Origin of the sequence: Anaerophilus nitritigenes, assembly GCF_004138215.1 — a bacterium.
GTDB classification, from domain to species: domain Bacteria; phylum Bacillota; class Clostridia; order Peptostreptococcales; family Thermotaleaceae; genus Anaerophilus; species Anaerophilus nitritogenes.
On record NZ_RYYS01000050.1, the window covers coordinates 15,346 to 28,793 of the forward strand.

At 30.3% G+C, this 13,448-nt stretch carries 8 protein-coding genes; 4 read left to right on the top strand and 4 right to left on the bottom strand.

All coding sequences use genetic code 11. The annotated features are described in order from the left end of the window. Window positions 1-157: 157 nt before the first annotated feature. The 4 genes from EK368_RS07670 (at window position 158) to EK368_RS07685 (ending at window position 6,100) form a co-directional block, all read left to right on the top strand. Window positions 158-2,911, top strand: a complete 2,754-nt coding sequence (locus tag EK368_RS07670) for an S-layer homology domain-containing protein (protein ID WP_165000372.1) — start codon at window positions 158-160, stop codon at window positions 2,909-2,911. Window positions 2,912-3,045: 134 nt separating this feature from the next. Beyond that, entirely contained in the window at window positions 3,046-3,927 is an 882-nt protein-coding gene (locus tag EK368_RS07675; RefSeq protein WP_129598143.1) for an energy-coupling factor transporter transmembrane component T, read from the top strand. Beyond that, window positions 3,900-5,471, top strand: a complete 1,572-nt coding sequence (locus tag EK368_RS07680) for an ABC transporter ATP-binding protein (RefSeq protein WP_129598145.1) — start codon at window positions 3,900-3,902, stop codon at window positions 5,469-5,471. The genes EK368_RS07675 and EK368_RS07680 overlap by 28 nt, the downstream gene beginning before the upstream one ends. Further along, window positions 5,468-6,100: an ECF transporter S component gene (locus EK368_RS07685; protein ID WP_129598147.1), complete on the top strand. Its 633-nt coding sequence runs from the start codon at window positions 5,468-5,470 to the stop codon at window positions 6,098-6,100. Before EK368_RS07680 ends, EK368_RS07685 begins: the two co-directional genes overlap by 4 nt. A gap of 40 nt (window positions 6,101-6,140) precedes the next feature. Here EK368_RS07685 and gpmI read toward each other — a convergent pair whose 3' ends face one another. From gpmI to nuoF, 4 genes are all read right to left on the bottom strand, one after another. After that, window positions 6,141-7,700 (bottom strand): 2,3-bisphosphoglycerate-independent phosphoglycerate mutase, encoded by a 1,560-nt coding sequence (gpmI, locus tag EK368_RS07690; protein WP_129598149.1) that lies wholly within the window; start codon window positions 7,698-7,700, stop codon window positions 6,141-6,143. A gap of 58 nt (window positions 7,701-7,758) precedes the next feature. Then, complete coding sequence (locus tag EK368_RS07695) at window positions 7,759-7,938, bottom strand: DUF362 domain-containing protein (RefSeq protein ID WP_129598151.1); 180 nt, start codon at window positions 7,936-7,938, stop codon at window positions 7,759-7,761. Between the two features lie 181 nt (window positions 7,939-8,119). Continuing rightward, the gene (locus tag EK368_RS07700; protein ID WP_243109381.1) at window positions 8,120-11,686 is read right to left on the bottom strand and encodes a molybdopterin-dependent oxidoreductase; all 3,567 of its coding nucleotides are present in this window, start codon (window positions 11,684-11,686) and stop codon (window positions 8,120-8,122) included. A gap of 18 nt (window positions 11,687-11,704) precedes the next feature. Next, on the bottom strand, window positions 11,705-13,447 hold the full coding sequence (gene nuoF, locus EK368_RS07705; RefSeq protein ID WP_129598155.1) for an NADH-quinone oxidoreductase subunit NuoF: 1,743 nt from the start codon (window positions 13,445-13,447) through the stop codon (window positions 11,705-11,707). Between the last annotated feature and the right edge of the window lies 1 nt (window position 13,448).

Sequence of the window (13,448 nt, forward strand, 5' to 3'; positions counted from 1 at the left end):
AAAAGGATTCTCTTTTTTGTGTGTGTAATACAAATAAGAAAATAAAACTCTTTATATACAATCACTACATTTAGGTTAAAGTTGAAATTATATATAGAATCAGTTAAAATATACCATGTGTTCAAACAAAATAATTAATTATTACATTTTTCTTACAATGGTAAAAGAAAAATATCAACTCATTTTTAATACTTCAGCTGCAAATTATGCAAAAAATATTATGGCTTTAATAGAAACAGGACAAGACCCTAAAAATATGGTAGATGAATTACTAAGTAAACAGACAATAGAAGGGAAGTTTATTGTTCAGGGATGGGATGATTATCCATCTACTCAAGCTTATTGTATTCTTGCTCTAGATTTATCAAATGCTGATTATGATACACAAAAATCAGTCAAATCTCTTATAAAATATCAAAATACAGATGGAACGTTTGGCGAATATAGAGATATAGATACTTTGGCTATGTCTATTATGGGGCTTTCTAATCATAAAGACATAGAAGGCGTAAATGAAGCAATACAAAAGGCTGTACATAAATTACAGTTAGAAAAGAACAATATTATAAATAATGATAATGCAAATACATTAGCAACAGTGATTCAAGGGCTTGTTTCTGTAGGAGAAAATCCTTTACAGAGTCAATGGAGAGTAGATCAAAAAACTATGCTCAATGCTATGTTAAAGTATCAAAATGAAGGTAATTTTGGAAATGATTTAGCTACAGAACAAGTATTTGCAGCTTTATCTGATTTATATCAAAAACAATCAATGTATACAAAACAATCTATTTCTACAGAAGGTTTTGAAGATTATTTCATTTCTACTAAAAATGATGGATCAGGATCTGGAGGAGGCTCTATTGAACAAGGAGATGAAGCTTTTATTTCCATCAAAGGATATAATAATGATCCCAATATATCTAAAACAAAAATAAAATTGCAAAAAGGAGATACAGTTTTATCTGTAACAAAAAGAATTTTAAAGGATAAAAATATAAGCTATGTGTTAAATGAGCAAAAAAGTTATTTTAAGCGTATAGGAAAATATGGAGAATTTGATCAAGGAGCAAAAAGTGGATGGGAATATAAATTAAATGGAGAAAAAGTACAAAAAAGTGTAGATGATTGTAGTGTGAAAAATAAAGATGAAATAGAGTGGATTTATACTACAGATTATACAAAGAGTTCTTCAGCAAATACAGAAGAAGATGAAATTACGAAAGAAATAGACAAAATACAAGATATTTTAAATAATACAAATATAAATGAAGGAGATATTAAAAAAGCAGTAAAGAATGTAATAGATCAATTGAATAAAAAAGCAGAAGATATAAAAACAGAAGCGGATGCAAAAAATTTAGTATCTTATGGTAAAGAAATTTCTAACTCTATACAAAATGCTACAGAAAAAATAAAAAGTGAAGAAACAGCAAAAAATTTGCTAAAAGAAAATGTAAGAATACTAAATATTTTAGCGAAATCTACAGAAAAACTATCGAAAGAAGAGAATCAAAAGGAAGTAAGTGAAGTTGTATCAAAAAATATTTATAATACTTTAAAATTAATCAATAAGGTAAATGATCCAAAAGAAGTAGTGAGTTTAGCAGGAAACATCATAGATGAAAGTGGAAAAGTATTAAAAGTCATAGGAAAAGAAAATGGAGAAGAAATAGCAAAAAGTATTATAGATATGGCTCAAAGTACAATCAATAAATGGAGTATAATACAAGTAAAAAAAATAGAAGATGAAAGTGAAAAATCAGTAGCTCAGCTAGATGAAAATATAATCAAAGAAACAGCAAAAAATATAGAAAATACTACAAAAGAGATAAAGAAAAAATTAAATAAAAATGGTATTGAAGCTAATCTGATAGAAAATAAAATGATGATTCAAATACCAAGTATAAGCAAAAAAGAAGTAGAAACTATATTACCAGCAAATACAATAAAAATATTAAAAGAAAACAATATAGAAAAAGTGATTATAAAAACAGAAAAAGCAGTGTTTACTCTTACATCCACTACGTTTGATGAAGTAAAAGACAATATTATATTAAAAGTAAAGGAAATAGAAAAAAATACATGGACTTTTTTAATACCAAAAGAAAGTATAGTAGTAGATTTGACAGCTCATATAGGAGAAAAATCTATTAAAGAATGTAAAGAAAAAATAAAAGTATCTATTCCATATAATGGAGAATTTAAAACAGGAGAAATAGTACAAGTATTTTATCTAAAAGACAATGGTACTATAGAAAATATGGGTGGAGAATATGATTTAGATACAAATATGGTAACTTTTGAAACAAGTCATTTTAGTAAATACTTTGCTCAAAAAGTAGAAAATGGAGAAGAAATAGGATTTCATGATTTAAAAGATTATGAATGGGCAAAAGAAGCTATAGAAGAAATGGCTCAAAAGGGAATTATTAATGGAAGAAGTAAAGATGTATTTGATCCGAGTGCATCTATTACAAGAGCAGAATTTGTGACTTTTATTACAAAAATGCTTGGATTAAATATAGAAGATATAAATATAAGCTTTACAGACGTAGAAGATTCTGCTTGGTATACTCCATATGTAGAAACTGCTTACAAAAATGGACTCATCAGTGGAAAAAGTGAAGCTGTATTTGATCCAAATGGAAAAATTACAAGAGAAGAGATGGCAGTAATTATTGGAAAGGTATTGATACAAAAAGGATACACAAAGGAAAGTCTAGAGGAATTAGAAAGATTTAGTGATAAAGCCAATATAGCACCTTGGGCAAATGAGGATGTAGCATTATGTGTAAAAGAATCTATCATTAGTGGAATGACAGATAAAACATTTATCCCAAAAGAAAATGCAAATAGAGCCCAAGCAGCTATAATGCTTTACAAATTATACCATTTAGTTGTAGAATAAAATAAATAATAAAAACTGCTAGAATATGCTAGCAGTTTTTATTACAAAAGAAAAAGGTAAACACACGAAAGAAATCGCTATATGAAGAGCAATCGTATTTTTAAATTATATTTTAATAAAGATCAGGTGATAAAATGAAATTTCATCCATTAACAATGATATTGTTTTCTATAACTTTGCTATTTATGACCCTTGTATATTCTCATCCCGTATATATTGGTTCTATACTTTTATTTATGATTATGAGTATATGCACTTTAGGAGAAGGTAAAAAGATCATAAGTAGCGTAAAGTACGGAATTTATGGAGCAATACTTATAATTATCGTTAATCCTTTAGTATATCATGAAGGAAGAATGGTTATTTATGAAGGAATAAGACTTCCCATCATAGGAAGATTTAAAATTACTCTAGAAGCTTTGGCTTATGGTGGAAATAGTGCTTTAAAGCTCATTTGTATTTTATTAATCTTTGCTTTTTATGGAGTCATGACAGATCGTGATGATACTTTTAGTTTTTTTTCAAAATATGCTCACAAATTGACACTTACTTTATCTATGACCATTAATATGATTCATAGACTGAAGCTAGAGGTTTTAAGGGTAAAGGATGTAATGATCTTAAGGGGAGTCAATTTTAAAGAAAAAAAGATCATAAAAAGAGTAAAAGCTTATTATCCAATATTAAAGGTTATTTTTATATCCTCTTTGGAAGGATCTTTAGATCGAGCAGAGTCTCTTTATTCAAGGGGATACGGAAAATATATAAGAACTTCTTATTCAAAGCTTGAGATGAAGGGAAGAGATTATTTATTTTTAAGTTTAAATACTATTGTATTAGCGGTATTCATATATGGATTATTGTCAGAAAAAGGATTGGTGCTGTTTTATCCTACTTTTACAGGTTTTCATATAGAGAATCTTTTATTTGTAATTTGGATAGATGTAGCCCTATTTAGTTGTGTTTTACTATTATGGGGGTGTATGAGATGGAAATTTCTAAAATACAAGATTTAACTTATTATTATCCTAGAAAGTCAGAGCCTGCACTAGAAAAAATTAATTTATCTATAAAAGAAGGAGAATTTGTTCTTTTGTTGGGAGAGTCAGGATCAGGAAAATCTACATTAGGAAGAGTATTCAATAAAATTGTACCAGAGTTTTATGGAGGAAAAATACAGGGAAATATAGACAATCAAGTAGAGGTTGGAATGGTATTTCAAGATCCAGAAAAACAACTTGTCATGGATTGTGTAGAAAGAGAAATTGCTTTTGGGCTAGAAAATTTAGGGAAACCATATGAAATCATGAGAAAAAAAGTAATGGAGGCTTTAAGCTTTTTAAATATATGGGATATTAAAGATAAAAAAACCTATGAGTTATCAGGAGGACAAAAGCAAAAGGTGGCAATAGGAGCCACTGTTGCGATGGGTTATCGTTTTTTTGTTTTAGATGAACCTACTTCTCAACTAGATCCAGTAGCAGCAGAGGAGATTTTACATATTTTAAAAAGATTAAATGAAGAGTTAGGATACACTATTGTATTGATTGAGCAAAGAATTGACCGATGTTTTCATTTAGCAGATCGAGTGCTTTTTATGGAAGATGGAAAAATCGCATTTGATGGAGAACCACAAAGTTTTGTAAATTTTAGTTATGAAAATGATAAAAACTTTTCTCCTTCAGTCTCTGAGTATTTTATTAGAAAACAAAAAAGAGAGGTTCCTTTGACAATAAAAGAAGGAAGAAAAATATTAAGAAAAAAATTTTCTATGGATGATTCTACACCTTTTACATATGAAGAAGAAAAAATATCTAATGAAGAAGTTATATCTATTCAAAATTTATCTTTTACTTATGAAAATGGGAAAGAAGCTTTAAAAAAATTAAATTTAACTGTTTTTGAAGGAGAAGTTCTTGGAATTATGGGGGAAAATGGAGGAGGAAAATCTACTCTTCTTAAAAATATTTCAGGGCTTGTAAAACCTACAAAGGGAAAAGTAAAAGTAAAAAAAGAAGTAGGATATCTTTCTCAAAATCCAAATGATTATTTATTTAATGATACAGTATATGAAGAATTAAAATATACATTAGATCAAAAGAACATAAAGGATTTGTCTAGAATTGATAAAGTTTTAAAGGATTTAGAGATTTTTCATTATAGAGATAAAAATCCAAGGGATTTAAGTGGAGGAGAAAAGCAAAGAGTAGCTTTAGGTTCTATACTAGTTATGGAGCCTGAGATTTTGATTTTAGATGAACCTACAAGAGGACTAGATAGAAAACTGAAAGAAAGATTAGGAAAAATTATAAATGATTTAAAAAACAAAGGAAAAACTATTATTTTAGTAACTCATGATGCAGAATTTGTGTCAAAATATTGTGCTAGAGTATGTCTGATATTTGATGGAACTATTGCTCAAATAGGTTCTAAGTATCATGTATTGACAGACGGAATTTATTATACTACTCAAATGAATAAATTATTTAGTGGATATATAGATCATATTCTTACTTTAGAGGATGCTTTAAAAGCTACCAAAGAAGAGGTGAAAATATGAATTATGGACTTCTATCAGTAGCAGTTATATTGATCTGTTTTATATTTGTTTTTATTTCTTATGAAAGGAAAAAGGTTTCAGTAAAAGAAATATCTCTTATTGCTACTTTAGCGGGTTTAGCAGGAGTAGGAAGAGTTCCTTTTGCAGCTCTTCCAAATGTACAGCCTACTACTTTTTTGGTAATTATTTCAGGGTATGTATTTGGACCTTTTTTTGGATTTATGGTAGGAGCTTTTGCTGCTTTAGCTTCTAACTTCTTTTTAGGACAAGGACCATGGACTCCATGGCAGATGCTTGCTTGGGGACTTTGTGGAGTAAGTGCAGGGGTTTTAAAGAAATTTTATCAAAATCCTTCAAGAATTATGATTAGTATGTTTGCGTTTTTATGGGGTTTTTTATTTGATTATATTATGAATTTGTGGCATTGGCTAGCTTTTGTATATCCACTTACACTACAAAGCTTTTTATTCACATATATGAATTCATTTTATTTTGATTTGATGCATGCTATAGGAAATTTCTTTTTTGCTTATCTATTTGGAAAAGATTTTATTCATTTATTATCAAGATTTAAGGATAGAATTTCTTATACAGAAATACCTGTTGAAAAAATAAAAAACCTGCTTTAAGCAGGTTTTACATTGTCAATCAATCGTATAACTTTATTTTTTATGCATCTGCCAAAGCAGGTTCTTCAGAAGGAATAAGGAGAGATTCTCCACTCATCTCAATTGGTTTTTCCAGATCCATTAATTGCAGAAGGGTAGGGGCAAGGTCTGCAAGTTTTCCTTCTTTAATATCATATTCGCTAGAAGTATTGATTAAAAGAATAGGAACAGGATTTGTAGAATGAGAAGTAATAGGATTTTCATTTTTATCAAGCATCTCATCTGCATTTCCATGATCAGCAGTAAGGATCATTTGTCCGCCTACTTCTATGATTTTATCTACAATTTTTCCAACACAAGTATCTACAGCTTCTATAGCAGTAATCGTTGCATCTATTACACCAGTATGACCTACCATATCAGGATTTGCAAAGTTTACAACGATAAAGTCATAAATATCTTGATCTATTGCTTCTATTAATTTTTCAGTGACTTCATAAACGCTCATTTCAGGTTTTAAATCGTAAGTTGCTACCTTTGGAGAAGGAATCAATATTCGATCTTCTCCTTGTAGGGAAGCTTCTACTCCTCCATTAAAGAAAAAGGTTACATGAGCATATTTTTCTGTTTCTGCAATACGAAGTTGTTTTTTCCCTAATTTAGATAAATATTCTCCTAATGTGTTTGTAAGAGTTTGAGGCGGATAAGATACATTTACATTAGGCATAGTTGCATCATATTGAGTCATACATACATAATGAAGAGGGAAAAATCCGTTTTTTCTTTCAAAGCCTTGAAAATCTTTATCTACAAAGCTTCTTGTGATTTCTCTTGCTCGATCAGGTCTAAAATTAAACATAATAACAGAATCATTTTCAGATACTTTGGCAGTAGGCTCATTATTTTCTAATATAATTGTAGGTTTTACAAATTCATCTAATTCATTTTTAGAATAAGAATTTGTAATAGCTTCTATAGAGGAGTTAGCACATTCACCTACTCCTAAAGTAAGTGCATCATAAGCAAGTTTTACTCGATCCCATCTATTGTCTCGATCCATTGCATAATAACGACCAGAGATGGTTGCTATTTTTCCTACACCTATTTTTTTTATTTTCTCTTCTAATTCTTCTATATATTTTATAGCACTATCAGGAGGAACATCTCTTCCATCTAAGAAAGCATGAACATATACTTTTTCAATATTATTCTTTTTAGCCATTTCAAGAAGTGCATAAAGATGAGTATTGTGACTATGAACTCCTCCATCTGATAAAAGACCAAATAAATGAAGGGAAGTATTATTTTTTTTTACATGATCTATAGCAGATAACAAAGTATCATTTTCAAAAAAAGTTTTTTCTTCAATAGCTTTTGTGATTCTTGTAAATTCTTGATATACGACTCTTCCAGCACCAATATTTAAATGACCTACTTCTGAGTTTCCCATTTGGCCTTGGGGAAGACCTACATCTAAACCACTAGCATATATCTGATTATGTGGATATTTATTTAAATATTGATCAATATTTGGAGTACTTGCCATTTTTATAGCATTTCCATAATCATTTTCATTCCATCCAAAACCATCTAAAATCATAAGAATTGTAGGTTTTTGCATAGTAAAGCTCCTTTCAAATTTGAATATAAACTAATTTATACATACCCAAATGGGCGTATTACTCTTCAATGATTGCATGAAATTTACAAAGGCTTTTGCATTTTCCACAATGAATACATTTTTGTTGATCAATTTCATAGCCTTCTTTTGCAAGTCCTCCAATAGCTTCTACAGGACAATTTTTCAAACAGCTGTTACAGGCTACACAATCATTTTTTATAATAAAATATTTCTTCATATAAAAACTCCTTTTAAGATTTTATAGTACTATTATTATATCATAGTAAAAATATGTTGAAAAATAAAAGGAAGCCCTAGGGTAGGGCTTGCCATATTATTAACAAAATATATTAGATAAAATTCATAAAAAATAAGGAATCATTATTGAAAATTTAGTGACGTTTTTTTATAATTTTTACTTATAGTATTTCTTGTTCTTGAAGAAATTTAACAAATTCATTTGTTAAATGATTTGTATTTTTATATTTTTCAAAGAAAACTCCATCATTTGTAATTTGTAATTTTGCATTTTTATTTTCAAAATTAAATCCATCAGTGTATAAAATAGGATTTTGATGGGTAGGCCAAAACTCATTATTTTCTTCTTCATTAAATTTAAAATACTCGTAAATATTGGTACAAATTTCTTTTCTAATTTCATTAGGACCATTATATTTCATATTCAATCCTAGAGAATTTGAAAGGTTTAAGATTATTTGCCAATTTTCTAGTCCACATAGTGGAGGAATAGCTTGATGGATTTTTTGAATCCTTCTTTCGCTATTAGTAAAGGTTCCTCTAGATTCAGCAAAGCTTACTCCAGGAAGCACTACATCAGCTAATTTTGCAGCAGCTGTAAGATGTGTATCTTGAACCATTAAAAATTCAAGGGAGTCAAGATCTATATCGTAAGGATCTTCTCCAAAGATCATAAGACCTTTTATTTGTTTGTCATAAATTCTTTGGTTCATTTCATCTTTGTTGATGCAAATACCCATGTCTACAAGACCTTGACTATTATTATTAGGTTTTAGTTGAATGATTCCACATCGAGCTTTTCCAATGTGACCAGATACTACTGCTATATTTGCAATAAGCTTTTGTGCATCATAGCTGACAAAAGCTTGATCAAATACAATCATAGCTTTCTTAGAAGAACCATAAAGACTAGCAATTTCTTTTGCATTTTGGCTTACTTCTACGTTTGATAAGTTTTTTTGTAATTGTTCAAAGTTATCAGCATTTTTAGGAATGTAGCCATCATCTATCAATGTTTTTAATATACCTTTTAAAAGAGTTAAATCGTTTTTAGGAGTAAGTTTTTTATGTGCCCATTCGTCTATAGAAGAAGTAAATGGATTGATTACTATAAGCTTAGCACCTTTTTTAATGGCATTTTGAATTTTTAATCCTAAAACAGTGTGATCCTTCATTATATTTGACCCTATTAATAAAATTAAATCAGTAGATAAAATTTCTTCAAACGTATTGGTAGATGCATCATATCCTAAAACATCTTTTAGTCCAGAAGGTACTTTATTAAAAGAACCTATACTTTGATAATCAAAAATATTTTTTGCAGTTTTTTGTAAAAGATATAATTCTTCATTTGTATATCTATCAGAGACAGAGATTCCAATAGATTTATTTCCATAAAGGGAAGATAAGGTTTGGATTTTTTTAGTTGTATATAAGATAGCTTCGTCCCAAGATACTTCCTCAAGTTTTCCTTCTTTTTTAATGAAAGGCTTTTGAATTCTTTTTTCTATTTGCTCTGAATCAAAGCCAAATCTTCCTTTGACACATAAAAGTCCATGGTCGATATTACTTTTTTTATTAGGAAGAGAACGAAGAAGTAAATCTCCTTTTGTAGTAAGGTCTATATTACAGCCTATACTACAGTGAGAACAGATAGTATGTGTAGTATTTGTCTTTATAGGAACACTCTTTTGGATACTTAGTTTTTCTCCTAAAGCACCTGTAGGACACATATCAATACAAGCTCCACAAGATATACATCCACTTTTATTTAAAGGTTTATCTAAAGAAGGTGTAACAGTTGTATCAAAGCCTCTATCTACAAGACCTAAAGCTGAAATTCCAATAATTTCATCACAAACTCTTACACACAATCCACAAAGAATACATTTGTCAGGATTTCTATGGACAAAAGGATGAGTATCTTCTATTTGAGATTTATGTATTTCACCTTCATATCTTTGAGGAGATACTTGATATTCGTTGGCATATTCTAAAAGTTTACATTCAAATACATCATGACAGCCACACTCTAAACATCTTGATGCTTCTTGTCTTGCTTTTTCTTTTGTATAACCTGTTACGATTTCTTCAAAATTATTTTTTCGAATAGAAGGAGATAGGTGAGAAATAGAAGGACGATATAATTTTTCACGATCTTTAAAATCCTCTTTTGTTAAATCATCTCTTTCTACATAGAAAGGCTTTTCATAAGGAGTTATTTTTCCATCTAAGTAAGAACAGATGACTTGAGATGCATATTTACCTTCTCCAATAGCAGAGATTGCAATACTAGCTCCCTTATTTGTAGCATCTCCACCAGCAAATACTCCAGGAATATTAGTTTGAAAAGTAGATTCATCTGCATGAATTGTTTCTTTTTTTGTTAAACAGATATCATCAAATCCTTTTGTATTTGCACTTTGACCTATGGCTACAATAATAGAATCTATATCTAATAAATCTGTTTCTCCCTCTATAGGAATAGATTTTCTTCTACCACTTGTATCTTTTTCCCCTTGCTTCATTTTTTGGAGTCTAACATTTTTAACTTTTCCAGATGCTCCTATGACTTCTATAGGATCTACTAAAAATTTGAAAATAACTCCTTCTTCTTCAGCTTCTTTTATTTCTATTTCTTCTGCAGGCATTTCATCCTTTGTTCTTCTATATAATAGATAAACTTGTTTTGCACCTAGACGAATAGCTGTTCTACAAGCATCCATTGCAGTATTTCCGCCACCGATGATAGCTACTTTTTCACCAATTTGAACAGGTTTATTCATAGAAATATCAGATAAAAAGTCAATTCCACCTATTACACCTTCTAAATCATTTCCAGGACAAGAAAGAGGAGTGCTTTTCCATGCACCAATAGATACATATACAGCATCAAAATGCTCTTTAATATATGAAAAATCTATATCTTTTCCAATTCTTGTATTTGTAATCATAGTAACTCCCATATTTTCTATGAGCTTTATTTCTTGATCCAGTATTTCTTTTGGAAGACGATACTGAGGAATTCCATATTGAAGCATTCCACCCATCTTAGGCATAGCTTCATAAATAGTAACATGATGACCTTCTTTTGAAAGAAAATATGCAGCAGTAAGTCCAGAAGGTCCTCCACCTATGATTGCAACTTTTTTATTTGTAGAAGGTTTTATATCTGGCATAAAAGTATTTAAATCTTTTAAATCTAGATCTGCTGCAAAGCTTTTTAACTGTGCAATAGATATAGGTTCTTCTACTAGATTTCTTCTACAAGCTTCTTCACAAGGATGAGGGCAGACTCTTCCTATACTTGCAGGAAGGGGAAGTTGTTCTTTGATAAGGGCTAGAGCTTCTTTATATTCTCCATTCGCAATAAGACCTATATATCCTTGACAATCTGTATTGGCAGGACAGGCTAGAACACAAGGAGGACGACAATCTCCAGTGTGATTAGATAAAAGAAGCTCAAGTGCTGTTTTTCTAGATTTTTTAACTCTTAGAGTGTCGGTTTTTACGATCATACCATTATTTACTTTTGTAGCACAAGCTCTTAAAAGCTTTGGAACTCCTTCTACTTCTACTACGCAAAGACCACAGGCACCATAAATTTCAAGCCGATCATCATAGCAAAGAGTAGGAATAGAAATTCCATTTTCTCTTGCTACCTCCAAAATAGTTTGATTAGGATAAGCAATTACTTCTTTGCCATCTATATTTAATGAAATTTTCATCATAATTCCCCCCTTACATTACTTACGATCTACAGCATGGAAAGGACAGACTGTATGACACTTTCCACACTTGATACATTTTTGTTGATCAATGAGTACTGTACCATCTTTTTTAGATATAGCATCTACTGGACAACTTCTTATACAGATACCACATTTTCTACATAAATCTTCTTTAATATGATAATGAATAAGGGCACTACATGTGTGAGCAGGACATGTTTTTTCATAAATATGTTTTTCGTATTCTTCTCTAAAATATTTTAGAGTAGTAAGGACTGGATTAGGAGCAGTTTGACCTAGTCCACACAGTGCTCCTTCTTTGATTTGTACAGCCAAATCTTCTAAAAGCTCAATATCTCCATTTTTGCCTTTTCCATCACAAATTCTATTTAAAACTTCTAACATTCTCTTTGTACCAATCCTACAATGAATGCATTTTCCACAAGATTCTTTACAAGTAAAGTCTAAAAAGAAACGAGCCATATCTACCATACAAGTCGTCTCATCCATAACTACCATTCCACCAGATCCCATAATAGCTCCAGTAGCAGTGATAGATTCATAATCAACAGAAGTATCTATTAAAGATAAAGGAATACATCCACCAGATGGGCCTCCCATTTGAACAGCTTTTAATTTCTTGTCATCTTTAATACCTCCACCGATATCAAATATAATCTTACGAAGAGGCACTCCCATAGGAACTTCTACAAGACCACCTTTTTTTATTTTGCCTGTTAGAGCAAATACTTTTGTTCCTTTGCTTTTTTGTGTACCCATAGATGCAAAGGATTTTCCCCCATTTTGTAAAATCCAAGCTACATTAGCAAAGGTTTCTACGTTATTGATGTTAGTAGGATATTGAAGATATCCTTTTTCAGCAGGAAATGGAGGCTTAAGCCTTGGCATACCACGTTCACCCTCTAAAGATGCAATAAGAGCTGTTTCTTCCCCACATACAAATGCACCAGCACCAGCTTTGATTCTCATATCAAAATCAAAATCACTACCAAATAAATTCTTTCCCAAAACTCCTTTTTCACGAGCTTGCAGGATAGCTTTTTTAAGTCTTTTTATAGCTAGGGGATATTCAGCACGAACATATACGATTCCTTCATTAGCGCCCATAGAAAAACCACCAATAATCATTCCCTCAATTAATGTATGAGGATCTCCTTCTAAAACACTTCGATCCATAAAGGCTCCTGGATCACCTTCATCTGCATTACATACAATATATTTAGGAGAACCTAAAGAGTTTTTTGCAGCATTCCATTTAAACCAAGTTGGAAAACCAGCTCCACCTCTTCCTCGTAGACCAGATAATTTAATTTCTTCTATGACTTTATCAGGATCTTTATCTAAAATACATTTTTTTATGGCCTCATAACCACCAATAGAAGTATACTCTTCTATAGATTCAGGATTAATGATCCCACAATTTCTTAGAGCAATTCTTTTTTGTTCGTGTAAAATATTTAAATCTTCTTCTGAAATGATATAATTTTTAGCCTTTTTATGATTTAATGCACTTAATAATATTTCATCAATCATTTGAGGAGATACTTTAACATATGTAGTTATATCATCTTTATCATATACATCTATGATAGGTTCAAGATGGCACATTCCAATACATCCCGCAATTTGTAAATCTATGTCTAAGTTTTTTTTATGTATTTGATCTTCTAGTTCTTCATACACGTCTTTTGCACCAGCTGCCAAACCACAGCTGCCATAGCCCACAACTATTTTCATT